22 protein-coding genes and 1 pseudogene are annotated in these 23950 nt (G+C 71.6%); 15 read left to right on the forward strand and 8 right to left on the reverse strand.

The window, feature by feature from the left end; genetic code table 11:
• Positions 1–164 precede the first annotated feature (164 nt).
• From Q2K21_RS08485 to Q2K21_RS08495, 3 genes are all read left to right on the forward strand, one after another.
• The gene (locus tag Q2K21_RS08485) at positions 165–1013 is read left to right on the forward strand and encodes a GNAT family N-acetyltransferase (RefSeq protein WP_310768283.1); all 849 of its coding nucleotides are present in this window, start codon (positions 165–167) and stop codon (positions 1011–1013) included.
• 54 nt (positions 1014–1067) lie between these two features.
• Entirely contained in the window at positions 1068–1637 is a 570-nt protein-coding gene (locus Q2K21_RS08490; protein ID WP_310768287.1) for a GNAT family N-acetyltransferase, read from the forward strand.
• A gap of 72 nt (positions 1638–1709) precedes the next feature.
• Complete coding sequence (locus Q2K21_RS08495; RefSeq protein WP_310768288.1) at positions 1710–3410, forward strand: proline--tRNA ligase; 1701 nt, start codon at positions 1710–1712, stop codon at positions 3408–3410.
• Between the two features lie 137 nt (positions 3411–3547).
• On the opposite strand, the gene Q2K21_RS08500 is transcribed toward Q2K21_RS08495, so the two are convergent.
• Positions 3548–4006, reverse strand: coding sequence for a hypothetical protein (locus tag Q2K21_RS08500; RefSeq protein ID WP_310768292.1), 459 nt, complete (start codon positions 4004–4006; stop codon positions 3548–3550).
• 15 nt (positions 4007–4021) lie between these two features.
• Here Q2K21_RS08500 and Q2K21_RS08505 point away from each other — a divergent pair, with 15 nt between their 5' ends.
• Positions 4022–4672: an FAD:protein FMN transferase gene (locus tag Q2K21_RS08505; RefSeq protein WP_310768294.1), complete on the forward strand. Its 651-nt coding sequence runs from the start codon at positions 4022–4024 to the stop codon at positions 4670–4672.
• Here the strand turns inward: Q2K21_RS08505 and Q2K21_RS08510 are convergent.
• Genes Q2K21_RS08510 through Q2K21_RS08520 form a run of 3 tightly spaced genes read right to left on the reverse strand, consistent with a single transcriptional unit; the run spans position 4555 to position 6642 of the window.
• Complete coding sequence (locus Q2K21_RS08510; protein ID WP_310768296.1) at positions 4555–5457, reverse strand: aminoglycoside phosphotransferase family protein; 903 nt, start codon at positions 5455–5457, stop codon at positions 4555–4557. The two genes, Q2K21_RS08505 and Q2K21_RS08510, sit on opposite strands and share 118 nt — an antisense overlap.
• 52 nt (positions 5458–5509) lie before the next feature.
• Entirely contained in the window at positions 5510–6019 is a 510-nt protein-coding gene (locus tag Q2K21_RS08515) for a ferritin-like domain-containing protein (protein WP_310780731.1), read from the reverse strand.
• A 17-nt stretch (positions 6020–6036) separates the two neighbouring features.
• Positions 6037–6642 (reverse strand): hypothetical protein, encoded by a 606-nt coding sequence (locus tag Q2K21_RS08520; RefSeq protein ID WP_310768300.1) that lies wholly within the window; start codon positions 6640–6642, stop codon positions 6037–6039.
• 298 nt (positions 6643–6940) lie between these two features.
• On the opposite strand from Q2K21_RS08520, the gene rimP reads away from it, so the two are divergent.
• From rimP to Q2K21_RS08565, 9 genes are all read left to right on the forward strand, one after another.
• Positions 6941–7447 (forward strand): ribosome maturation factor RimP, encoded by a 507-nt coding sequence (gene rimP / locus Q2K21_RS08525; RefSeq protein ID WP_310768302.1) that lies wholly within the window; start codon positions 6941–6943, stop codon positions 7445–7447.
• A gap of 2 nt (positions 7448–7449) precedes the next feature.
• On the forward strand, positions 7450–8445 hold the full coding sequence (gene nusA / locus Q2K21_RS08530; RefSeq protein ID WP_310768304.1) for a transcription termination factor NusA: 996 nt from the start codon (positions 7450–7452) through the stop codon (positions 8443–8445).
• A gap of 139 nt (positions 8446–8584) precedes the next feature.
• Positions 8585–8866 carry a YlxR family protein gene (locus tag Q2K21_RS08535; RefSeq protein WP_310768306.1) on the forward strand — a complete coding sequence of 94 codons (282 nt, stop codon included), beginning with the start codon at positions 8585–8587 and terminating at the stop codon, positions 8864–8866.
• Between the two features lie 177 nt (positions 8867–9043).
• Positions 9044–12148, forward strand: coding sequence for a translation initiation factor IF-2 (gene infB, locus Q2K21_RS08540; RefSeq protein ID WP_310768308.1), 3105 nt, complete (start codon positions 9044–9046; stop codon positions 12146–12148).
• Positions 12149–12408: 260 nt separating this feature from the next.
• Positions 12409–12702: a DUF503 domain-containing protein gene (locus tag Q2K21_RS08545; RefSeq protein WP_310768310.1), complete on the forward strand. Its 294-nt coding sequence runs from the start codon at positions 12409–12411 to the stop codon at positions 12700–12702.
• A 38-nt stretch (positions 12703–12740) separates the two neighbouring features.
• Positions 12741–13193, forward strand: coding sequence for a 30S ribosome-binding factor RbfA (rbfA, locus tag Q2K21_RS08550; protein WP_310768312.1), 453 nt, complete (start codon positions 12741–12743; stop codon positions 13191–13193).
• Positions 13190–14095, forward strand: coding sequence for a tRNA pseudouridine(55) synthase TruB (gene truB, locus Q2K21_RS08555; RefSeq protein WP_310768314.1), 906 nt, complete (start codon positions 13190–13192; stop codon positions 14093–14095). The genes rbfA and truB overlap by 4 nt, the downstream gene beginning before the upstream one ends.
• A gap of 517 nt (positions 14096–14612) precedes the next feature.
• The gene (locus Q2K21_RS08560; protein WP_310768316.1) at positions 14613–15569 is read left to right on the forward strand and encodes a bifunctional riboflavin kinase/FAD synthetase; all 957 of its coding nucleotides are present in this window, start codon (positions 14613–14615) and stop codon (positions 15567–15569) included.
• Positions 15570–15668: 99 nt separating this feature from the next.
• Positions 15669–15899, forward strand: a complete 231-nt coding sequence (locus tag Q2K21_RS08565) for a DUF397 domain-containing protein (protein ID WP_067284648.1) — start codon at positions 15669–15671, stop codon at positions 15897–15899.
• Between the two features lie 128 nt (positions 15900–16027).
• On the opposite strand, the gene Q2K21_RS08570 is transcribed toward Q2K21_RS08565, so the two are convergent.
• The 4 genes and pseudogenes from Q2K21_RS08570 to eccE form a co-directional block, all read right to left on the reverse strand.
• Complete coding sequence (locus Q2K21_RS08570; protein WP_310780735.1) at positions 16028–18709, reverse strand: MinD/ParA family ATP-binding protein; 2682 nt, start codon at positions 18707–18709, stop codon at positions 16028–16030.
• Between the two features lie 399 nt (positions 18710–19108).
• A pseudogene (locus tag Q2K21_RS08575) lies at positions 19109–19300 on the reverse strand (SCO5717 family growth-regulating ATPase); the annotation flags it as partial.
• A 132-nt stretch (positions 19301–19432) separates the two neighbouring features.
• A complete protein-coding gene (locus tag Q2K21_RS08580; RefSeq protein ID WP_310768320.1) occupies positions 19433–20275 on the reverse strand; it encodes a hypothetical protein in 843 nt (280 codons plus the stop codon).
• A complete protein-coding gene (gene eccE / locus Q2K21_RS08585; RefSeq protein WP_310768322.1) occupies positions 20275–21597 on the reverse strand; it encodes a type VII secretion protein EccE in 1323 nt (440 codons plus the stop codon). The genes Q2K21_RS08580 and eccE overlap by 1 nt, the downstream gene beginning before the upstream one ends.
• 212 nt (positions 21598–21809) lie before the next feature.
• Here eccE and Q2K21_RS08590 point away from each other — a divergent pair, with 212 nt between their 5' ends.
• Both Q2K21_RS08590 and eccB read left to right on the forward strand, forming a co-directional pair.
• Positions 21810–22046, forward strand: coding sequence for a hypothetical protein (locus Q2K21_RS08590; protein WP_310768324.1), 237 nt, complete (start codon positions 21810–21812; stop codon positions 22044–22046).
• Between the two features lie 65 nt (positions 22047–22111).
• Positions 22112–23800 carry a type VII secretion protein EccB gene (gene eccB, locus Q2K21_RS08595; RefSeq protein ID WP_310768326.1) on the forward strand — a complete coding sequence of 563 codons (1689 nt, stop codon included), beginning with the start codon at positions 22112–22114 and terminating at the stop codon, positions 23798–23800.
• The last annotated feature ends 150 nt before the right edge of the window (positions 23801–23950 follow it).

Below are 23950 nucleotides of genomic sequence, written 5' to 3' on the forward strand. Positions count from 1 at the left end.
GGCTCGGCGACCCACGTCCGCAGGTGCGCCCCGGCGGCCCCCCAAACCACGGCCGACCCACAGGTCGCCCCCCACCGTCCGGGGGCCGAGACGCCGGGCGGCGCCGCACAAGCGCGCCAGGTACAGTGCGGAGATCAGCAGACCGCAGGGTGAGGCTTCCGCACGTGTTGACGCAGACCACCACCCGGGTCCTCGAACCGAGTGACCTGGACGCCGCGCTCGCCGTCCTCGACCGCGAGCCGGTCGCGAACGCCTTCGTGACGTCCCGGGTCCAGGTCGCGGGCCTCGACCCGTGGCGCCTCGGCGGCGAGATGTGGGGCTGGTACGAGGACGGCATGCTGATGTCCCTGTGCTACGCGGGCGCCAACCTCGTCCCGATCTGTGCCACGCCGCGCGCGGTGCGGGCCTTCGCCGACCGTGCCCGGCGCGCGGGCCGCCGCTGCTCCTCGATCGTCGGCCCCGCCGAATCCACCGCCCGGCTGTGGCGCCTGCTGGAGCCGAGCTGGGGCCCGGCCCGCGAGGTCCGCGCCCGCCAGCCGCTCATGGTCACCGACCGTATGCCCGCCGACATCGCCCCGGATCCGTACGTCCGCCGCATCCGCAAGGACGAGATGGAGACGATCATGCCGGCGTGCGTGGCGATGTTCACCGAGGAGGTCGGGGTCTCGCCGCTGGCCGGTGACGGCGGGCTGCTCTACCAGGCCCGGGTCGCGGAACTCGTCGGCTCCGGCCGCTCGTTCGCCCGCCTCGACCAGAACGGCAACGTCGTCTTCAAGGCGGAGATCGGCGCGGCGACACCGCAGGCCTGCCAGATCCAGGGGGTGTGGGTGGCGCCCGAGTACCGCGGCCAGGGACTCGCGGCGCCCGGGATGGCGGCGGTGCTGCGGTACGCGCTGGCGGATGTCGCGCCGTTGGTGAGCCTGTACGTCAACGACTTCAACACCGCGGCCCGGCGGACGTACCAGAGGGTGGGCTTCCAGGAGATCGGCGCGTTCATGAGCGTGCTGTTCTAGCCGCACTTACGAGTGATGCCCTGAGGCTCGGAGACGACCTGTAGTCTCCCCGACATGCTGCGCTTTCCCGATCAGGGACCCCGCAACCCCGACGACGTCGTGATCGGCCCCCTCGACCTGCCCGCCCACGTCGACGAGGCGCTCGCCGTGCAGGCCGTCGCGTTCGGGCTCGGCGCCGACGAGGTCGCCGTACGCCGTCAGATCGTGCTGCGGCACATGACCTACCCGGGAGCCCGCGCACTCGGCGCCACCACCGCCGACGGTCGGCTCGTGGGGTTCGTCTACGGCATGCCCAACGACCGCACGCACTGGTGGTCCACCGTCGTCGAACCGTATCTGCGCGCCCAGGGCCACGACGAATGGCTCGACGACTCCTTCGTGATCACCGAGCTGCACGTCCATCCGCACTACCAGAACCGGGGCATCGGCCGCGCCCTGATCACCACCATCACGGAAGGCGCCGCGCAGCCGCGCTCGATCCTGTCGGCGATCGACATGGAGAGCCCGGCCCGTGGCCTGTACCGTTCGCTGGGCTATGTGGACCTGGCGCGACAGGTGCTCTTCCCCAGCGCGCCGAAGCCGTACGCCGTGATGGGCGCCCCGCTTCCCCTGCGCGGACGCTGACGAATTTCCGCCCGCACAGTCTGCCCGGCTAACCTCCTAGCCATCACCCTTTCGCAGACGGAGTACGAGAACATGGCGAACGCACCGGTCCAGCGCATGTCCCAGTTGATGGCGAAGACGCTGCGCGACGACCCGGCGGACGCCGAGGTCCTCAGCCACAAGCTGCTGGTCCGCGCCGGTTATGTCCGTCGCACCGCCGCAGGCGTGTGGACCTGGCTGCCGCTCGGCAAGAAGGTCCTGGCCAACGTGGAGCGGATCGTCCGTGAGGAGATGGACGCGATCGGCGCCCAGGAGGTGCTGCTCCCCGCCCTGCTGCCGCGCGAGCCGTACGACGCGACCGGCCGCTGGGACGAGTACGGCGCCGAGCTGTTCCGCCTCAAGGACCGCAAGGGCGGCGACTACCTCCTCGGCCCCACCCACGAGGAGATCTTCACCCTGCTGGTGAAGGACCAGGCGTCCTCCTACAAGGACCTGCCGGTCATCCTGTACCAGATCCAGACCAAGTTCCGTGACGAGGCCCGGCCCCGCGCGGGCATCCTGCGCGGCCGCGAGTTCCTGATGAAGGACTCGTACTCCTTCGACCTGGAGGACGAGGGCCTCGCCCGGTCGTACGCCCTGCACCGCCAGGCCTACCAGCGCGTCTTCGAGCGCCTCGGCCTCGACTACCGGATCGTCGCGGCGACCGCGGGCGCGATGGGCGGCTCCAAGTCCGAGGAGTTCCTCGCCCCGGCCGGCGCCGGCGAGGACACCTTCGCGGACTGCCCGAACTGCGACTTCGCGGCCAACACCGAGGCGATCACGTACCAGCTGAAGCCGGTCGACGGCTCCGGCGTCCCGGCGGCCGAGGAGATCCCGACCCCGGACACCCCGACCATCGAGACCCTGGCCGCCCACCTCGGTGTCCCGGCCTCCGCCACCCTGAAGAACCTCCTCGTCAAGGTCGACGGCGAGATCGTCGCCGTCGGCGTCCCCGGCGACCGCGAGGTCGACATGGACAAGGTCGAGGCGCACTTCGCCCCGGCCGCCGTCGAGCTGGTCACCGCCGAGGACTTCGTGGGCCGCCCGGACCTGGTCCGCGGCTACGTCGGCCCGCAGGGCCTGGACAAGGTCACGTACATCGCCGACCCGCGCGTCGCCCCCGGCACCTCCTGGATCACCGGTGCCAACAAGGACGGCATGCACGCGAAGAACGTGGTCGCGGGCCGCGACTTCGAGGTCGACGCGTACGTGGACGTCGTGGTGGTGCAGGAGGGCGACCCGTGCCCCAACTGCGGCACCGGGCTCAAGCTCGACCGCGCCATCGAGATCGGCCACATCTTCCAGCTGGGCCGCAAGTACACCGACGCCCTCAAGCTCGACGTCCTCGGCCAGAACGGCAAGCCGGTCCGCGTGACCATGGGCTCCTACGGCATCGGCGTCTCCCGCGCGGTCGCCGCGCTCGCCGAGCAGACCGCCGACGAGCAGGGCCTCGTCTGGCCCAAGGAGGTCGCCCCGGCCGACGTGCACGTGGTGGCGGCGGGCAAGGCGCTGCAGACCGAGCTGGCCCTCGACGTCTCCGAGAAGCTGGCCGCGGCCGGCGTCCGCGTCCTGGTCGACGACCGCGCCGGGGTCTCGCCGGGCGTGAAGTTCACGGACGCCGAGCTGATCGGCGTGCCGCAGATCCTGGTGGCGGGCCGCCGCTCCGCCGAGGGCGTCCTGGAGCTGAAGGACCGCAAGACGGGCGAGCGCGAGGAGCTGACGGTGGACGAGGCGATCGCCCGCCTGACGGCCTGATCCTGCGTCGTCTGCGTCGTCTGCGTCGTCTGCGTCGTCTGCGTCGTCTGCGTCGTCTGCGTCGTCTGCGTCGCCTTCGTAGCCGAGACGGCCGCCGGTCACCGACCGGCGGCCGTCCGCCGTTTTGCAGGCACGTCTCAGAGAGTTCTTCGTGAGCGTATGGGCGCCTCACAGACTTCTCTCAGGCGGGTCCCCGACCGTAGGGCGTGACACAGCGTCACCGTCATCTCGGAGGGGAACAGCCATGGCAGGCAGGGAACGGGGGCCGTCGCGGCGGTCCGCAGAGGAGCACGGCGGACGGCGGCAACGGCGGCGGCGGTCACGCTCGCGGCGGCGGCCGGGGTGTTCGCCCTGGTCGGCACGATGCAGGCGGACGCCGACACGTCGGCGAGCGGCAGCACGGGCTCGACCAGTTCCGGCAGCAAGAGCAGCGGTACGGACCCGACCTCTTCGTCGTCGTCCAGCAGTTCTTCGTCCTCGTCGAGCAGCTCGACGGACTCGACGGACTCGACGGACTCGTCGTCCTCCTCCTCGCACAGCCTCCAGTCGTCGTCGGACGGTCTGACGTCCTCCGGCAGCGGCTCGGCCGACTCCACCTCGGGGGCGTCCTGATGACCACCCCGACCGCCCCGCCTGCGACGGTCGGCCCGGATCGGCGCGCCCTCGGCACGAGCGTCCGCCTGGTCGTCACCGACCCCGCCCTGCTGGACTCCTGCAATCTGTTCTTGGCCCGCCACCTCGCCGAGGTGGACGCCGCCTGCTCCCGCTTCCGGGACGACTCGGAACTGGCCGCGCTGGACCGCGCGGAGGGCCGCCCGACCAGGGTCAGCCCGCTGCTCGCCGAGGCGCTGGCGGTGGCGCTGCGCGCCGCGAAGGCGACGGACGGGGCGGTGGACCCCACCATCGGCTCGGCGATGAACGCCATCGGCTACGACCGCGACTTCGCTCTCGTCCACGAGGACGACCGCCCGGTGCGGCTCACAGTCCGCCCGGTCCCCGGCCGGCGGCTGGTCGAACTGGACGGCACGACGGTCACGGTAGCCCCCGGGAGGGGGCTCGGGGCGGAGCCCCTGGGGACGGGAAGGGTAGGGGCGGCGGGGGCGAAACACCTCCACACGCACGACCCGGCAGCCCCACCACCCCACTACAGCCAGCTCGCGAACTCCAGCAGCAGCTCCGCGTCCAGCGGCCGGCCGACCCGACGCGCCCGCACCCCCGACTCGACCGCCCGGAACAGCGTCCAGCCACGCAGCCGCTCCTGATCGAGGTCCAGCGACTCCGCGAGCCGCTTCACCCGGCGCCGGGTGATCGACGCCCCCGAGGGCGACGCGATCAGGTCCTCCACCCGGTCGCGCACCAGCCGCGCCAGGTCGAAGGCGCACTCACCGACCACCGGGTCCGGACCCACGGCCAGCCACGGCATCCGCTCCCCGGCGAGGATCTTGCTCTGCCGAAGGGTGCCGTGCAGCAGCCGCTCCTCCGGCGGGGCCGCGAGCAGCTGCTCGCGCGCCGCCAGCGCCGCTTCGACCAGTGGCGCGGCCTCGGGGTCCGTCTCCGCGCCCGCCCGCATCGCCTCGGCCTGCCGCCCGGTCCGCGCGGCCACCGTCTCGAAGGAGTGACCGGCAGGGGGCTCGACCCACAGCCGCCGCAGCGTGCCGGCCGCCTCCAGCAGGGCCTTCGCCTCCGGCAGCGAACGCACGGACATCTCCGGGTGCAGCCGCTCAAGGAGCAGGACGCCCCGCTCGGCGTCCGCGTCCAGGAGCCGTACGGCGCCCAGGCCGTCCCAGCGCACGAGCGCCGCCCGCTCGCTCTGTGGCCGGGCCCACGGCGGCGCCAGTTTCAGCACGGCGGGCGTGCCGTCGGCCTGTCGCACCAGCAGGACCAGGCTGCTGCGGCCGCCCGGCGCCTGCACCCGTTCCACGGTCAACTCGCGTAGACGGACGGCCTGTTCCACCAGCTCGGAGAGCTCGTCCAGCCACTCGGCGCCACCGTCCCGCCGCGTCTCGCCGAGCGCCCGCACGAGGCGCTGCGGCGGTTCGATAGCCATGCGCGAGTTGTTCCCTTCCAAGTCGGCTTCGCACGCGGTGTGCGCGTACGCCTCACGTCCGCGGTGTCGCCGACGCGGCGGGGGTGGCCGCCGCCCGCTCGGCGAGACCAGGGAAGGCTACGCTCTCGCCGCTCCAGCGTGCCGCCCGCACCGCCGCTTCCCGCAGCGCCTCGGCGGCCGAGCGCCGTCGCTCGCCCGTCGAGGCCCGGACGAGATCGGAGTACACCCCGGCCAGCCGCCCCTCCAACTCGGCGGCGAGCCGCACGGCGGCGGCCGAGTCCGCGACCGGGAAGGGCAGCGCGTACCCGGCCGCGGCGGCGTCCGGTGTGCCGCCCAGGTCCCGTACGGCCCGGGCCAGCTCGTCCCGCCGGGCGCGATGGGCGTCGTACGCGGCTCGCGCCTCCGCCCGCCGGGCCTGCTGGATCCGCCCGCCGACGACGCCGTAGCCGTAGACCGCGGCGTGCTCGGCGCGCAGCGTGGCCTGCAAGGCCGTGAGCTCAGCGCTCTCGGGCTTCGGTGTGCCGGTCTTCGCGCCCGGCGTGCTCGCCGTCGTGCTGGTCATCGTGCCGGCGGTCGTGCTCACTTTCCGCCCTCCGTCAGCAGGTACGCGTGCGCGGCCCCGGCCGCCGCCACGGATGCCATCAGCCGCGCCAGCTCGCCCGGCACGTCCAGCAGCGCCTTGGTCCGCAGGTCGGCCAGGGACCGCTCGGCCGCGGCCAGTTCGGCCAGGACGGCCTTGAAGTCCGGCGTGGCAGACGCGCTCGGTACGGCGGAGGGGTCCACGGCGGTGCGAGACGCGCTCGGTACGGCGGTGGGATCCACGGTCGTGGCGGACGCGCTCGGTGAGGCCGAGCGGGACGGCGATGCCGAGGCGGACGCCGACGCCGAAGTCCCGGCGCCGCCGCCGAACGCCTGTGCGTGCCGGGCGACTTCAGCCCGCAGCGGCCGCAGTCGTTCCGCCAGCTCCGGATGGGCGGCGATCACTGCGGCGTACCGCTCGGCGAGCGCCTCACTGTCGCGCGCCGCACGCGCGCGTGCCCGGTCGGCGGCCGACGCACTGCCACCGGTGGTGGCGGAGTCGGGGGCGTCGGAGCAGCCCGCGAGCAGCGCGGCACCCGCGGCCGAGGCGAGCAGGCTCCTTCTGCGCAGGCGGATGCGCGGGGGCGGGGGGAACGGGAACGGCACGGCAGACGTCCTCGAAGTCCTCGTACGAACGGATGGGCGGCTCGCCCGTGATCACCGTACCCGCGCGCCGCCCCGGCACTCGCCACCGGCTCGGCCGATCGCACGTCAGCCCAAGGCCGCGTCCGGTCCCTGGCGTCGAAGTCCTGTCCGCCGCGCAACGCCACGTACGTGCTCTCGCGGTGTGACGGCAGGGCCTGGTGGCGGCGCAGGTGGACGGCAACACACCCCGGGACCGGATACCCTTTGACCTGACACGCGACCTAACCACAACAGCACACGCGGCCGAGGAGTCACCCGGATGAGCACCACCCAGAGCGAGAGGCTGCGAGAACTGCTGGAACCGCTCGTCAGCTCCCAGGGACTCGATCTCGAAGAGATCGCGGTGGACTCGGTCGGACGCAAGCGGGTGCTGCGCGTCGTCGTCGACTCCGACACCGGTGCAGACCTGGATCAGATCGCCGATGTGAGCCGCGCGCTCTCGGCGAAGCTCGACGAGACGGACGCGATGGGCGAGGGCGAGTACACCCTCGAGGTCGGAACCCCGGGCGCGGAGCGCCTCCTCAAGGAACACCGGCACTACGTACGCGCCATCGACCGGCTGGTGAAGTTCCAGTTGGCCGAGGGCGGCGAGCTGGTCGCCAGGATCCTGACGGTCGACGACGAAGGCCTCGACCTGGAAGTGCCCGGTGTGAAGGGCCGCAAGGCCACCACCCGCAGACTCGCGTTCCCGGACATCGACAGGGCGCGCGTCCAGGTCGAGTTCGGCCGCAAGGACAAGAAGGACGAGAAGGAAGAGGAGGCGTAGCCGTGGACATCGACATGAGTGCCCTGCGGGGCTTGGTACGGGAGAAGGAGATCTCCTTCGACCTGCTGGTCGAGGCGATCGAGGCGGCCCTCCTCATCGCCTACCACCGCACCGAGGGAAGCCGCCGCCACGCACGCGTGGAGCTCAACCGGGAGAGCGGCCATGTGACTGTGTGGGCGAAGGAGGACCCCGAGGACCTGGAGGAGGGGCAGGAGGCGCGCGAGTTCGACGACACCCCGTCGGGTTTCGGCCGCATCGCCGCCACCACCGCCAAGCAGGTGATCCTGCAGCGCCTGCGCGACGCCGAGGACGACGCGACGCTCGGCGAGTACGCGGGCCGTGAGGGCGACATCGTCACCGGTGTGGTCCAGCAGGGCCGCGACCCGAAGAACGTGCTCGTGGACATCGGCAAGCTGGAGGCCATCCTGCCGGTGCAGGAGCAGGTGCCGGGGGAGTCGTACGAGCACGGCAAGCGGATCCGGTCGTACGTCGTCCGGGTGGCGAAGGGTGTGCGCGGCCCGTCCGTGACGCTCTCCCGTACCCACCCCAATCTGGTGAAGAAGCTCTTCGCGCTGGAGGTGCCGGAGATCGCCGACGGGTCCGTCGAGATCGCCGCGATCGCACGTGAGGCCGGTCACCGTACGAAGATCGCCGTGCGATCCACCCGTTCGGGTCTGAATGCCAAGGGCGCCTGCATCGGTCCGATGGGCGGCCGTGTGCGCAACGTCATGGGTGAGCTGAACGGCGAGAAGATCGACATCGTCGACTGGTCGGACGACCCGGCCGAGATGGTCGCGAACGCCCTCTCCCCGGCCCGCGTCTCCAAGGTGGAGGTCGTGGACCTCGCCGCCCGCTCCGCGCGCGTGACGGTGCCCGACTACCAGCTGTCGCTGGCGATCGGCAAGGAGGGGCAGAACGCCCGCCTCGCGGCCCGGCTGACCGGCTGGCGGATCGACATCCGGCCCGACACCGAACAGCCCGCCGAGAAGCCGGCCTGACCCGGGGGACCTCGGCGATGACCTCGGCCGGGAATAGATCCCGGCCGTGTGTCGCTCAGATCACGACAGTTTGATGCGCAGCAAGTGTTCGATTCTTGCCCCAAAGGGGTGAGGTCGGCGCGGGGAGGTAGACTTAGTTTTGTCTGGCCGGACGCATGCCCGCGTATGCCCTGAGCGCACCTGTGTGGGGTGCCGGGAGCGAGCGGCCAAGACCGAACTGTTGCGGACCGTGGCGGTCGAGGACGACTGCGTCCCCGATCCTCGCGGTACGCTGCCCGGCCGGGGTGCGTATGTACATCCCGCACCGGCCTGTCTCGACCTGGCGGTCCGCCGCCGGGCGTTCCCGCGGGCGCTCCGCGTCCCGGGTCCGCTCGACACAAAGGTGTTGCGCCAGTACATCGAGCAGGCAGAAGGTTGCTGAGCAGCACCTTGCTGAGCAGGCAATACCGCAAGAAGCGTCGTACGGATCCCCGTGCGGCCCTGGTACCTCGCGAGTCGGAAGTAGGTCGAGATTGCGATGAGCACTCGATGAGTACGCGATGAGTACGCCCATGAAGTAGCGACGGTCCGGCCGCAACCCGGACCTAAAAGGAGCGAAGTGGCTAAGGTCCGGGTATACGAACTCGCCAAGGAGTTCGGTGTGGAGAGCAAGGTCGTCATGGCCAAGCTCCAGGAACTCGGTGAGTTCGTCCGTTCGGCGTCCTCGACGATCGAGGCGCCCGTAGTACGCAAGCTGACTGACGCCTTGCAGCAGGGCAGTGGTGGCGCCAAGCCCGCCGCCCGCAAGGCCTCCCCGGCGAAGTCGGCCGCGCCCTCCCCGGCGCAGGCCGCACGTCCGGCTGCCCCGCGCCCGCCGGCGCCCAAGCCCCCGGTGGCCGAGCGGCCCGCGGTGACCCCGACCTCGGGTCCGGCCCCCTCGGGTCCGGCCCCGACCCCGGGCCCGCGCCCGACGCCGGGCCCGAAGCCCGCGCCGCGGCCCGCCCCGGCGGCCCCGGCCCCGGCCGCGCCCGAGTTCACGGCACCCCCGTCGGCTCCGGCCGCCCAGGGTCCGCGTCCGGGTGCCCGTCCGGGTCCCGGTGGCCCCAAGCCCGGTGCCCGTCCGGCCGGTCCCGGCCAGGGACAGGGTCAGGGCGGCGACCGTGCCGCACGTTCCGGCGCTCCGCGTCAGGGCGGCCAGGGTCCGCGTCCGGGTGCCCGTCCGGCCGGTCCCCGTCCGGGTAACAACCCCTTCACCTCCGGTGGCTCCACCGGCATGGCGCGCCCGCAGGCGCCCCGGCCGGGCGGTGCGCCGCGTCCCGGCGGCCCCGGTGCCCCGGGTGCCCCGCGTCCGCAGGGTGCGGGCCAGGGCGGTCCCCGTCCGCAGGGTGCGGCCGGTGGCGGTCCGCGTCCGCAGGCTCCGGGCGGTCCCCGGCCGACTCCGGGCGCCATGCCCCGTCCGCAGGGCGGTCCGCGTCCCGGCGGCGGCCCCGCGGGTCCGCGTCCGAACCCCGGCATGATGCCGCAGCGTCCGGCTGCCGGCCCGCGCCCCGGTGGCGGCGGTCCCGGCGGTCGCGGTCCCGGCGGCGGCGGCGGTCGTCCCGGTGGCGGCGGCGGTCGTCCGGGCGGCGGTGGCTTCGCCGGTCGTCCGGGTGGCGGCGGCGGCTTCGCCGGTCGTCCCGGTGCTCCCGGTGCCGGTGGTGGCGGCGGCTTCGCCGGTCGTCCCGGCGGTCCCGGCGGTGGCGGCGGTGGCCGTCCCGGCTTCGGCGGTCGTCCCGGTGGTCCGGGCGGTCGCGGTGGCACGCAGGGCGCCTTCGGTCGTCCCGGTGGTCCCGCGCGTCGCGGTCGCAAGTCGAAGCGGCAGAGGCGCCAGGAGTACGAGGCCATGCAGGCCCCGTCGGTCGGCGGCGTGATGCTGCCTCGCGGCAACGGCGAGAGCATTCGCCTGTCGCGCGGTGCGTCGCTCACCGACTTCGCGGAGAAGATCAACGCCAACCCGGCGTCGCTCGTCGCGGTCATGATGAACCTGGGCGAGATGGTCACGGCCACGCAGTCCGTCTCCGACGAGACGCTGCTCCTCCTTGCCGGCGAGATGAACTACACCGTTCAGATCGTCAGCCCGGAGGAGGAGGACCGCGAGCTGCTCGAGTCCTTCGACATCGAGTTCGGCGAGGACGAGGGCGGCGAGGAGGACCTGGTGGTCCGTCCGCCGGTCGTCACCGTCATGGGTCACGTCGACCACGGCAAGACCCGCCTGCTCGACGCCATCCGCAAGACGAACGTCATCGCGGGCGAGGCCGGTGGCATCACCCAGCACATCGGTGCCTACCAGGTCGCGACCGAGGTCAACGACGAAGAGCGCAAGATCACCTTCATCGACACCCCGGGTCACGAGGCGTTCACCGCCATGCGTGCCCGTGGTGCGAAGTCGACGGACATCGCGATCCTGGTCGTCGCGGCCAACGACGGCGTCATGCCGCAGACGGTCGAGGCGCTCAACCACGCCAAGGCGGCCGACGTCCCGATCGTCGTCGCGGTCAACAAGATCGACGTCGAGGGTGCCGACCCGACCAAGGTGCGCGGTCAGCTGACCGAGTACGGCCTGGTGGCCGAGGAGTACGGCGGCGACACGATGTTCGTCGACATCTCCGCCAAGCAGGGTCTGCACATCGACTCGCTGCTGGAGGCCGTGGTGCTCACGGCCGACGCCTCGCTCGACCTGCGGGCCAACCCGAACCAGGACGCGCAGGGCATCTCGATCGAGTCCCGTCTCGACCGCGGCCGTGGCGCCGTGGCGACGGTCCTCGTCCAGCGAGGCACGCTGCGGGTCGGCGACACGATGGTCGTGGGCGACGCCTACGGCCGAGTCCGCGCCATGCTCGACGACAACGGCAACAACGTCGCCGAGGCGGGCCCGTCGACGCCGGTCCAGGTCCTGGGCCTGACCAACGTCCCGGGTGCGGGCGACAACTTCCTGGTGGTCGACGAGGACCGTACGGCCCGTCAGATCGCCGAGAAGCGCGCCGCTCGTGAGCGCAACGCGGCCTTCGCCAAGCGCACGCGTCGCGTGTCGCTCGAGGACCTGGACAAGGTGCTCAAGGCCGGCGAGGTCCAGCAGCTGAACCTGATCATCAAGGGTGACGCTTCTGGTTCCGTCGAGGCCCTCGAGTCCTCCCTGCTCCAGCTGGACGTCGGCGAAGAGGTCGACATCCGCGTCCTGCACCGCGGCGTCGGTGCGGTCACGGAGTCGGACATCGACCTGGCGATGGGCTCGGACGCCATCGTGATCGGCTTCAACGTGCGCGCGGCCGGCCGCGCGGCGCAGATGGCCGAGCGCGAGGGCGTGGACGTCCGGTACTACTCGGTCATCTACCAGGCGATCGAGGAGATCGAGGCGGCCCTCAAGGGCATGCTCAAGCCGGAGTACGAGGAGGTCGAGCTCGGTACGGCGGAGATCCGCGAGGTCTTCAAGTCGTCCAAGCTGGGCAACATCGCCGGTGTCCTCATCCGCTCGGGCGAGGTCAAGCGCAACACCAAGGCGCGCCTCATCCGCGACGGCAAGGTGGTCGCGGAGAACCTCACCATCTCCGGTCTGCGTCGCTTCAAGGACGATGTCACCGAGATCCGCGAAGGGTTCGAGGGCGGTATCAACCTCGGCAACTTCAACGACATCAAGGTCGACGACGTCATCGCGACGTACGAGATGCGGGAGAAGCCGCGCGTCTAACAGCGCGCTCGGCCGATGTGTAAGGCCGGCCGGCGGGGACATGTCTCCGCCGGCCGCCCTTGCTGTCCTGGGGGCTGCCGCCCCCGGACCCTCGCTTCGACCCGAACGGCCTCGTCCTCAAGGACCCCCGGGACGGGCTTTCCCAGGCCCGTGAAAACCCCGTCGAGCCGTTCCGGTGTTCGTTGTACGGTTTTCGTGTCCCTGCCCATACCGACGGCGGGGCCATCGATCCCGTACCGGCGGGTCATCCGGATACATACATGTATGTGGGGACTCTGTCCTTCGACATCCTCCTCGGCGACGTACGGTCGCTGAAGGAGAAGCGCTCCCTCGTCCGCCCGATCGTCGCCGAACTCCAGCGGAAGTACGCGGTGAGCGCGGCCGAGGTGGACCACATGGACCTCCATCGGCGGGCCTGCATCGGCCTGGCGATGGTCTCCGGTGACGCGGGGCACCTCAGGGACGTGCTCGACCGGTGCGAACGGCTGGTCGCCGGACGCCCCGAGGTGGAACTGCTGTCCGTCCGACGGCGCTTCCACGGCGACGACGACTGACCAAAGAACGTAGACAGGAAAGAACGGGAGACGGACCAGTGGCCGACAACGCGCGGGCTAAGAGGCTGGCGGACCTCATCCGAGAGGTGGTGGCCCAGAAGCTGCAGCGAGGGATCAAGGACCCGCGGCTCGGCTCGCACGTCACCATCACGGACACCCGGGTGACGGGCGATCTGCGGGAAGCGACCGTCTTCTACACGGTGTACGGGGACGAGGAGGAGCGGGCGGCCGCGGCCGCCGGTCTGGAGAGCGCCAAGGGCATCCTGCGCTCCGAGGTCGGACGGGCCGCGGGCGTGAAGTTCACGCCGACCCTCGCCTTCGTCGCGGACGCCCTGCCGGACACCGCCCGGACCATCGAGGACCTCCTCGACAAGGCGCGTGCCTCCGACGCGCAGGTGCGCGAGGCGGCCACGGGCGCCTCGTACGCCGGTGAAGCGGACCCGTACAAGAAGCCCGGTTCCGGCGACGAGACGGACGACACCGCCGAATGACCCAGAAGCACACCACGCCCGACGGCCTCGTCATCGTCGACAAGCCGTCGGGCTTCACTTCGCACGACGTGGTCGCCAAGATGCGCGGGATCGCGCGGACGCGGCGCGTCGGACATGCCGGGACCCTGGACCCCATGGCGACCGGCGTCCTCGTCCTCGGCGTCGAGAAGGCCACCAAGCTCCTCGGGCACCTCGCCCTCACCGAGAAGGAGTACGTCGGCACCATCCGGCTCGGGCAGAACACCGTCACGGACGACGCCGAAGGGGAGATCACCTCCTCCACGGACGCCTCCGAGGTCACCCGCGACGCCATCGACGCCGGGGTCGCCAAACTGACCGGCGACATCCTTCAGGTGCCGTCCAAGGTCAGCGCCATCAAGATCGACGGCGTGCGGTCGTACAAGCGGGCGCGGGACGGCGAGGACTTCGAGATCCCGGCCCGGCCGGTCACCGTCTCCTCCTTCGCCGTGTACGACGTCCGGGAGGCCGTCGCCGAGGACGGCACCCCGGTGCTCGACCTGCTGGTGTCCGTGGTCTGCTCGTCCGGCACGTACATCCGGGCCCTCGCCCGCGACCTGGGCGCGGACCTGGGCGTCGGCGGCCATCTGACCGCCCTGCGCCGCACCCGCGTCGGCCCCTACAAGCTGGACTCGGCCCGCACCCTGGACCAGCTCCAGGAGGAGCTGACCGTGATGCCGATCTCCGAGGCCGCCGCGGCCGCGTTCCCGCGCTGGGACGTGGACGCCAAGCGCGCCCGGCTGCTCACGAACGGCGTGCGCCTGGAGATGCCCGACGAGTACGCGGGCGCCGGGCCCGTCGCCGTCTTCGACGCGGAGGGCCGGTTCGTCGCGCTCGTGGAGGAAGTGAAGGGCAGGACGAAGAGCCTGGCCGTCTTCGGCTGAGCTGCCCGTGGAGCGGCGGACACGGGGTTTCGAGCCGCCGCTCCACGGTCCCCCTCGGTTCCCCCCACAGAGGTGTATCCATCCTCACCCGCCTATTCACCCCAACGAGCAGGCGCTCGGAGTGAACCGAGGGAGCGGAAGGGGGCGCGTTCGCCGCGAGTTCTCTCCTGCTGATCACCGTCCGCCCGCCATCGCTGACAGGCACGGTCGACGGCGCGGGGGAAGCCCCGGTGTCGCCCCTGGCGGCTACGGCCGCCGCGCGCCGTCGAGCCCGTGCCGGGCCCCGGCCGCCGCGTCCCGCACTCGTGGGCCGCCCTGGTCGGCCCGAGCCACCCGCCGTATGATCAAGAGCCTTGCCGGCAGCCGGGTTCCGGCCTGACCAGCGTCCGGGGCGTACGTCCCCACGTGCCGCCCGTCACAGCCTTGATGCCGATGCGGGCCGAGGCCCACCGGCATGGCACCCTTAGACCTGCGTACAAGGCAAAGACGGACACGGGTTCGACGAGGAGCGGTCACAGTGCAGCGCTGGCGTGGCTTGGAGGACATCCCCCAGGACTGGGGGCGCAGCGTCGTCACCATCGGCTCCTACGACGGAGTCCACCGCGGACACCAGCTGATCATCCGACATGCCGTGGAACGCGCCCGTGAGCTGGGCGTTCCCTCGGTCGTCGTTACTTTCGACCCGCACCCGAGCGAGGTCGTGCGCCCCGGCAGCCACCCGCCGCTGCTCGCCCCGCACCACCGCCGCGCCGAACTGATGGCCGAGCTCGGCGTCGACGCGTGCCTCATCCTCCCCTTCACCAGCGAGTTCTCCCGGCTCTCGCCCGCCGACTTCGTGGTCAAGGTCCTGGTGGACAAGCTGCACGCCAAGGCCGTGGTCGAGGGTCCGAACTTCCGCTTCGGCCACAAGGCCGCCGGGAACGTCGAGTTCCTGACCGAGCAGGGCAAGACGTACGACTTCGAGGTCGAGGTGGTGGATCTGTACGTGAGCGGTGAGGCAGGCGGCGGCGAGCCCTTCTCCTCCACGCTGACCCGGCGGCTGATCGCCGAGGGCGACGTCGAAGGCGCGCGCGAGATCCTCGGGCGTCCGCACCGGGTCGAGGGCGTGGTGGTACGCGGCGCTCAGCGCGGCCGCGAACTCGGCTTCCCGACCGCCAACGTCGAGACCCTTCCGCACACCGCGATCCCGGCCGACGGCGTCTACGCCGGCTGGCTCCACGTCGAGGGCGAGGCGATGCCGGCCGCGATCTCCGTCGGTACGAACCCGCAGTTCGACGGCACCGAGCGGACCGTGGAGGCGTACGCCATCGACCGTGTCGGCCTCGATCTGTACGGGCTCCATGTGGCCGTGGACTTCCTCGCCTATGTGCGCGGGATGCAGAAGTTCGACTCGCTGGAGGCTCTGCTGGAGGCGATGGCGGGGGACGTGAAGCGCTGCCGTGAACTGATCGAGGCTTCCGGGGACCCTGCCTGAACCTCACCCGGCCTTGTCCGGTTCGCGGAAACTCCTTGCCCTCACGCTCAGTTGTAGACTCCTCTCCGTCCGTAAGGTCAGTGGAACGGAGTGAACCCGGTGGCGACCGAGCAGGAGAAGGAAGCGCTGTACGCCATGGACATCAGTGGCGTCGAGTGGGTCGGCTCCCCTGATGGACCACAGGACGAGCGGGTGGAGATCGCCTATCTGGAAGGCGGCGCCGTCGCCATGCGCAACTCGGCGGACCCCGACACCGTGCTCCGCTACACCGCGGCGGAGTGGCGGGCGTTCGTACTCGGGGCCCGCGACGGGGAGTTCGATCTGCAGTAGGACTGTCGATCTGGCGGACGTCAGGGGACGTCAGGCGGGCGTGAGGCGGACGTGAGGCGGACGTCCGGCGGACACCAGAGGGCCGGCACCGTTAAGGTGCCGGCCCTCTGACGTTGCCGATCGGTCCGCTACTGCTGCGTCCAGCCGGGCGGTATGGCGCCGTGCTGCTGGTTCTGCTGTGGATTCTGCGGTGGATTCTGCGGTGGTGCCGGCTGCTGCTGCCAGCCCTGTCCCGGTCCGGGCTGCTGCGGGGGCTGCTGCCAGCCCTGTCCCGGTCCGGGCTGCTGCTGCGGCGGGGGCTGCTGCCAGTCCTGCCCCGGCTGGGGCGTGCCGCCCGGCTGGGCGTAGGGCTGCTGGGGCTGCTGCGGGGGCGCGTACCCCTGCGGCTGCTGCTGGAACTGCAGGTTCGGGTTGCCGAAGCCCTGCTGTGTACGGGCGATGTCCTCGGCGATGAGGGCGGCGAGATCGAAGTAGGCCTCGCGGGTCTTGGGACGCATCATGTTGAGGTCCACCTCGGCGCCTGCCGCGAGGTGTTCGTCGAAGGGCACCACGACGACACCGCGGCAGCGGGTCTCGAAGTGCGCGACGATGTCCTCCACCTTGATCATCTTGCCCGTCTCGCGGACACCGGAGATCACGGTGACCGACCGCTGGACGAGATCGGCGAACCCGTTCGCCGACAGCCAGTCGAGCGTTGTCGAGGCGCTGCTCGCACCGTCCACCGAGGGAGTGGAGATGATGATCAACTGGTCGGCGAGGTCCAGGACTCCGCGCATCGCGCTGTAGAGCAGACCGGTACCCGAGTCCGTGAGGATGATCGGATACTGCCTGCCCAGCACGTCGAGCGCGCTGCGGTAATCCTGGTCGTTGAAGGTGGTGGAGACCGCCGGGTCCACGTCGTTGGCGATGATCTCCAGCCCCGACGGCGCCTGCGAGGTGAAGCGGCGGATGTCCATGTAGCTGTTCAGCTGAGGGATCGCCTGCACGAGGTCGCGGATGGTGGCGCCCGTCTCGCGCCGCACGCGTCGGCCGAGGGTGCCGGCGTCCGGGTTGGCGTCGATCGCCAGGATCTTGTCCTGGCGCTCGGTGGCGAGCGTGGCGCCGAGCGACATGGTCGTCGTGGTCTTGCCGACGCCGCCCTTGAGGCTGATCACCGCGATCCGGTAGCAGGACATCACCGGCGTGCGGATCAGGCTGAGCTTCCGCTGCCGCTCCGCCTCCTCCTTCTTGGCGCCGAACTTGAAGCGGGACGGGCCCGCGTTGTTCTTGCGGGCCTTGGGCTGATTGCGCAGCAGCCGGTCGGAGGAGAGCTCCACGGCGGCGTTGTAGCCGAGCGGGGTGCCGGGTGCGGCCTGCTGCTGCGGGGCACCGGGTCCGGCCTGTGGGCCGACCGGGGCGGTCCAGCCCTGGTTGCCGTAGGCGGCGGGCGGGGCAGCGGGGTGCTGCTGGGGCGCAGGCTGCTGGGCCGGGGGCTGCTGGTGGGGCAGCGGCTGGGCCGGAGGCTGCTGGTGGGGCGCGGGCGGCTGCGACTGCGGCTGGGCGGGCTGCTGCGACTGGGCGGGCTGCGGGTAGCCGTACCCGGCCTGCTGGGGCGGATAACCGTAACCAACCGGTCCGGGCTGCTGCGGGAAGCCGTACCCGGCGGCCTGCGGCTGCCCGGCTTGCGGCTGTGGGGGCTGGGGCTGTGCCGGCTGGGGCGCCTGCCGCGGGTCGACCGGTGCGGGCTGTCCGCCCTGTGCGGGGTACCCGGGCTGCTGCTGGGGCGGGCCGAAGGAGCCCTGCGGCGGGGTCTGGTACGCGGGGTGTCCGGGCTGCGGCTGGGCGGGCGGTTGGGGGTAGCCGTATCCGGCTGCCTGCGCGGCTGCGGCTTGCGCGGCTGCGGCCTGCGCGGCGGCCGCGGCCTGCTGGTCCGGCTGCCCAGGCTGCCCCGGCTGCTGCGGTACTCCCTGGGCAGGGTGCGCGGGCACGTAGCCCTGCGGCAGCGGGGGAAGCTCGTGGTCGGGTTGGGGTGCAGCGGGGGCGTGCGCCGTGGGGGCCTGCGCCGTGGGCGGCGTCGGGGGCTGCTGCCCCTGCGCCGCAGGCAAGGGTCCGGGAGCGGTGGGCGTCGGCTGTGCCTCTGCCTCTGCCGTTGCCTCGGGCGCTGCTTCCGCCGTCGTTGACGCGGTCTCGGTTTCGGAAGTGATCTCGGTGTCGGACTCGGACTCGGACTCGGGCGCGGGCGCGGATGCGGACTCGATCTCGGTCTCGTTTTCGGCCTGCGCGGGGGATCCGGCATCGGACCGGACGTCCGCCGCCTCGTCGCCCTCCGCACCGGACACGGACCCGGCGGCGTCACCCGACTCCGCCGCGTCGCTCCGCTCCTCCTCCGACTCCTCGTCGTCGTGGGCATCGCCGAACAGCCTCGCCGCCTCGGCGTCGGCGGCAGCATGGTTGAGCTCGGACATCGGCTGCTCGGGCATCGGCTGCGCAGGGGTGGGCTGTTGGGGCATCGGCTGTGCGGCGGCGGGCTGTTGGGGGACGCCCGCCGACGGGGCAGCGGCCTGGGGCGGGTTGCCCTGGGCGTCGTCGTCGACCGGCCGCAGCACGGGGAAGCCGGGCGCGCTGGGTGGTGGGGCCGGCGTCTGCTGCTGAGGCTGTCCGTAACTGCCGGACGTGTCCTGGTTCGGCTGGGGCATGCCCGCCCCCGCCTGCTGGGGGTAGCCGTACCCGCCCGGTGCCGCCGCGCCGCCGGCCGCGTACGGGGTGCCCGGCGCGGACTGCTGCTGCGGAAATCCGTAGCCACCCGTGCCGTACTGGCCGTACTGGTTCACGCCAGGCGCGCCCTGGGCGCCCTGCACGGGCTGCGCGGGCTGCTGCGGCGCGCCTTGGACGGGCTGCTGCGGTGAGCCCTGAACAGGCTGCTGCGGCGCGCCCTGGGCGTAAGGCTGTGCCGGTGCGGGAGCGTGCGGTGTGGGAGCGTGCGGTGCCGGAGCCTGAGGTGCGGGAGCCTGTGGGGCGGGAGCGGGCGTCGCGGGAGCCTGGGGTGCCGGAGCGTGCGGGACGGGAGCCTGGGGGACGGGAGCCTGGGGGACGGCACCGCCCGGCGGCCCGGTGGGTGGACCAGTGGGAGGCCCGACGGGCGGCCCGACAGGCGGTCCGGGAGGCGGCGGTGGCGAAGTCTGCCCGGCGGTCGGTTGTCCGCCGGCGGCGGAGCCACCCTGCGTGTTCTGGGCGTACCAGGCGGGAGGCGTGTAGACGATTTCGAACTCGCCGGTGAGATCCACCTCGTGATCGTCCCCGTCCGAGGACGGGCTGCCGCCGTTGTACTCGGACCGATCCCTGTTCACTGCTTGCCTCCTGGTCAGCCACTGCTGCTGAGTTGGTCGTCGTCGCGGCCGGGCGGACCGAGTGGCGAGTCCCACGCGGCTGCGATCGTCACCGCATCACCAGAAGACTAATCACTCGCATCGCGGTACGGAAAAGCGCCTGTGGGCGCGGCCGGGCCCGCACCGCGCCCGCAGAGAACCCGCATGGATGACGAGTCGTCAGTCTCGTCAGTCCATACGGCGGGCCACACCGAGAAGGCCCGTCTCCGCATCGGTGGGTTCGGTCATGACGAACTTGTGGTGCTTGCGGGTGCACCACAGGGCGACGCCGTCGTAAAGGGTCGGCAGCAGCTGGAGTTGCTCGTCCGGGATGCCCAGAGTGTCCCGTACGATCTCGGTCTCCTGGGGTGAGATGCGCTGGATCCCGACCAGTTGGGCCTGGGCCAGCCAGCGCGGCGCGTGCTCGCCGACGAACGGCAGCACCGTCACCACGGCCTGCCACGGCAGGGAGGTCACCCGTCCGCGCGGCGGGCGAATGCCGCAGTCCCGGATCAACACCACCGGGCTGGAGACGGAGGGGCCCTGCGCGGGCACCCGTCCCACCGGGTAGACCGTCACGCACTGCTGGCCGCCGCCCGCGGTCTGGGCCAGCTGCTGCCAGGCCTGCGGACGGCCGGTCTCGACGCCCACGCGCGCCCCCGTCGCGGCGGCGCGCAGCGCCAGCACCTGGGCGAGCCAGAGGCCACCCACGAGGACGACGTCGAAGGGGGTGGGACGGGACAGGCCGAGCACGGCGGGCTGCGATTCCGGGTCGGTGCCGATGATCACGCCGTCGTCGCCGAGCGGCATGCTGATCGCCGTGAGCTCGTCGACAGTGACGACATGGCGGTTCCGGCGCGGCCCGCGCAGCCCGAAACCCGGGCTGACGATGCGCCGTTGCTGTTGCGGTGTCTGCGGCTGCCGGATGATGGGGATCATGCCGGTGTCGGTGGGCGAGGCCACGTGCGCCGGCGTGCGTCCGGCGGCCCGGCCGTGCTGTCCCGGGTCCGTGACCGTAGCGGGGTGGGACATCAGTACGTACCTCCGAGCGGCAGAGTGGCGAGGGCTCCGGGGACCTGCTCCCGGTCGAGGCGCACGAGACCGACCTTCGCGGCACTCGCGGCCCGCTCCAACTCGCGTCCGATCTGTCCGAGTTCGTCGTCACCACGGGCGGTGACGCGGATGTGCCCGGTGAGCGAGACGCCCCGGTTGCCGGCCCTGCCCAGGGTCACGCTGAACGTCGTGGCGAGCACGGGGAGCGAGGTGAACCGCGTGATCAGCTCGGGCAGCGCCACACCACCGTTGCCCAACTGCGGCCAGCGGGAGAGCCAGTACGTGGTGTGCCACCGGTCGTCGACCCGCCAGCTCCGTACCGACTCGACCGTACGCCGCTGCGGCTGCCGCCCGTCCTGCGCGTGCTGCGCGTTGACCCGCGGGTTCAGGCAGCTGGACGTCGCGAGCGCCTGCACCAGCTCGTTCTCGTCCAGAATGGTCGCCTTGAAGCCGGCCCCGGCCAGCCGGCTCGCCAGCTGGTCGGCCACCCGCAACAGTGCGCGCTGCGCCCCTGGAACGCCGTCTCCGCGTGCCTGAACGGCCTCCGGGCACAGTTCCGGGTCGAGCTTGAGGGCGACCCAGGTGAGCCGGAGCGCGGGAGAACCGGCCTGTGCCTGCAGGGGGCCGTACGACCGCGCGGCGACCGACTGCTGGGGCAGATGAGGCGCGGGCGCCGGCTGCGTGTGCTGCACGACCTGTGCCGACGCGAGACGGATCCCGTCGACCTCCAGGGCGCCGTGGATCAGCTGGAGCGGCAGCTGCCGCCCGGCGGAGTCGGGCCGCAGCGGCTGATCTCCCGGCTGCACGAAGAGCACGGCGGTCAGGAAGGTCCCGTCGCCGATCATGCCGATCGAGCGGTCGTCACGGGATACGAAGCTGTACGTCCGCAGGGCCGGGTCGCACTCGACGGTGGGGGCCAGCATCGGGTCCGTCCCGGGCGGGACGGGCAGCTTGGCCTCGCGTCGGCGACGCCTCAGCGCGCGCGTCGTCTCGTACCACTCGGGCAGCGGCCGGCGGCCCCGGCGCAGGACCGCCAGGAGAAGCAGCAGCGCCGCCACGGCACCGGCCGGGGCCAGCAGCCACGATGCGTCGGTGGCCCAGGCGGCCACCATGACGGCCGCCGCGAGCTCCACCAGGATGAGCTGCTGCAACCGCAGCGGGCCCATACCGCCGGGGCTGGGCAGCGTACGCGGCGACGCGGCGGCGGGAGCCGGAGCCGACCCGCGTCTGCGGCCAGGACCGTCGCCGTCCTGTTGCTGCTGTGTGCGGCGTACGCGCCGAGTGCTCGTAGCGCTGGTCATCCCCCGGGACATCCCTTTCGCGAAGTGGTGGCCGTTCGTCGGGCGGAGATCCTCTGTTGGAGATCCCGGCGACGGGCCAGGGGCGCCGATGGCCCACATCTCTGTGCGAGTGGCTCACGGTACCCGCTGCGGAACGCGGGGCGACACAGGGGACACCGAAACCCCAGGTGGCCAGCCTTTCACGGACCGGCCCCGCATGGTGGAGCGCTGTGGTGAAGCTCTGTGAAGATGCGGGGGCTGCCGTACACCTGATGGATCGTCGCTTCGCGGCGCAGTGCATAGTAGGTGACTGCTCGGCCGAAGTGGCCTCGCGAATGCGATCGAGCACCATGAACACGATCGTGACGAACGCGATCGTGACGAACGCGATCGTGACGAACGCGGACGTGATCGTCACGAACACGATCGAGCACCACGAAGACGATCGAGCACCACGAACACGAACGTGATCGTCACGAACACAAACACGTTCGTGACGACACGTTCGTAACGACGCGTTCGTGACGACACGTTCGTGACGTACACGGACGTGATCGTCGCGAACGCGATCGAGCACCACAAAACGGGAGACTGGGGGATCATGGCAAAGCGTCGGGATGAGCTCGCCGCCTACACGTTCGCTCGCAAGCGCACCGTCGCGGCGTTCCTGGCACCATCGCCGGGGGGCTCCGAAGAAGGCGCGCCGCGTCCCGTCCACACGGTGATGCCCAGCCTGGCGATGGGCGTTGTGCTGGTGGTGGGCTTCATCGCGTGGGGCGTGATAAAGCCGGCGGCGCCGGCGGGCTGGGACAAACCCGGCGAGTACATCATCGTGGACAGCGACTCCACGACGCGCTACGTCGTCCTCCCCGACGAGACGTCGAACGGCAAGAAGACCCCGACGCTGCACCCCGTCCTGAATTACGCCTCCGCCAAGCTCCTGCTCGACAAGGGCAAGGGCAGCGTCCTCGAGGTCCCCGGCAAGGAGATCGACAAGAGCGGCATCCCGCACGGCGCGACCCTCGGCATCCCCTACGCCCCCGACCGGCTGCCCGCCAAGGAAGACGCGGAGAAGGCGAAGACCTGGGCGGTGTGCGAGCGCCGGGCCCCCGGATCGGACGATGCCATCGACCGCGCCGTCTTCGTCCTCGACTCCGACGACGCCAAGTCGCTGGACAACGCGGGCAAGGTCGACGCGCGAGAGGCCCTGTACGTCATCGACTCCAAGACCTCACGGGAATACCTGGTCGACGGCAAGGGCAACGCCTTCCTGCTGGGCGGCCCGTCGGGTCTCGACGGCACCACGATGGAACAGTTGCGCGCCGCCGTCATCGGCACCACGGCCGAGCCGCAGCCGGTGAGCCAGCAGTGGCTGCACACCCTCAACGAGCGCGGCGTCATCACCTTCCCGACGGTTCCGTCCATCGGTCAGCGCACCTCCGTCAAGGGGCTGCCCGAGGATGCGAGCACGGTGGGCCGGGTGCTCAAGGCGCAGGACGCGCAGGGCGAGCAGTACTACGTCGTCCTCAAGGACCGGATCGCCGCCATCACACCGTTCGTGGCCAGCCTGCTCAAGAGCTCGCCCTCCGCCAAGACGGCGTACGGGACCGACGAGATCACCGACATCAAGGCCGACACCCCGGACATCATCGCCGCCAACGGGGGCCAGGCGGACAGCTTCTATGCCGACAAGGGATGGCCCCAGACCGTTCCGCGGCAGGCCAACCCGGCGGCGACGGCGACCGGGGAGGCCCGTACCACCTCGTGCAGCGTCTACAGCGGCACCATCGGCGAGAACAGGAAGCCGGAGCTCGCCGCCTGGGCCGGGACGGCGTATCCCAAGAAGGTCATCGCCGATTCGCTGAGCGCATACGTCTCGTCCGGTTCGGGGCTCCTTTTCCAGGAGGTCACCGGTACGGCGCAGGGCGGCGGTGCGACGTACCTGCTGACGGACACGGGCCTGCGCTACTCGCTGCCGTCGAACAACGACAGCGCGGCGAAGGGAAGCGCCGGCGATTCGTCCTCGTCCTCGTCCTCGACTTCGTCTTCTGCCTCCTCCTCCTCCTCCTCGGAGGGAGGAGCGAGCGAGACGGACAAGGCACGCACGCGGCTGGGCTACGAGAAGGTTTCCAACCCAGCGATCGTGCCGCAGTCTTGGGCGACGTTCATCCCCAAGGGGCCCACCCTGGACACCGTCAGCGCGGCGCAGCCGCAGAGCCAATGACCGGCCAAGCCAACGGGCCTGCGCGCACGCGGACTTGAGCTGACGGATCACAGGACGATCGCTCAAGTGTGTGAGCCGTGTAACTGATTGGCCTTGCCTGTGGATGAGTGACAGGCGGACGATAGAGTGTTTGCAGCACTCAAAGATGCG

Origin of the sequence: Streptomyces sp. CGMCC 4.7035 (assembly GCF_031583065.1) — a bacterium.
Classification (GTDB): Bacteria; Actinomycetota; Actinomycetes; order Streptomycetales; family Streptomycetaceae; genus Streptomyces; species Streptomyces yaanensis.

Bases quoted from the DNA above. Each gene is read 5' to 3' on its own strand.
- Q2K21_RS08515 (WP_310780731.1), bottom strand. From the start codon at position 6,019: ATGACCAGCACGACGGCGAGCACGCCGGGCGCGAAGACCGGCACACCG.
- eccE (WP_310768322.1), bottom strand. From the start codon at position 21,597: ATGACCAGCGCTACGAGCACTCGGCGCGTACGCCGCACACAGCAGCAA.
- Q2K21_RS08490 (WP_310768287.1), top strand. From the start codon at position 1,068: ATGCTGCGCTTTCCCGATCAGGGACCCCGCAACCCCGACGACGTCGTG.
- Q2K21_RS08545 (WP_310768310.1), top strand. From the start codon at position 12,409: ATGTATGTGGGGACTCTGTCCTTCGACATCCTCCTCGGCGACGTACGG.
- Q2K21_RS08580 (WP_310768320.1), bottom strand. From the start codon at position 20,275: ATGTCCCACCCCGCTACGGTCACGGACCCGGGACAGCACGGCCGGGCC.
- Q2K21_RS08505 (WP_310768294.1), top strand. From the start codon at position 4,022: ATGACCACCCCGACCGCCCCGCCTGCGACGGTCGGCCCGGATCGGCGC.
- Q2K21_RS08495 (WP_310768288.1), top strand. From the start codon at position 1,710: ATGGCGAACGCACCGGTCCAGCGCATGTCCCAGTTGATGGCGAAGACG.
- rimP (WP_310768302.1), top strand. From the start codon at position 6,941: ATGAGCACCACCCAGAGCGAGAGGCTGCGAGAACTGCTGGAACCGCTC.
- truB (WP_310768314.1), top strand. From the start codon at position 13,190: ATGACCCAGAAGCACACCACGCCCGACGGCCTCGTCATCGTCGACAAG.
- Q2K21_RS08510 (WP_310768296.1), bottom strand. From the start codon at position 5,457: ATGGCTATCGAACCGCCGCAGCGCCTCGTGCGGGCGCTCGGCGAGACG.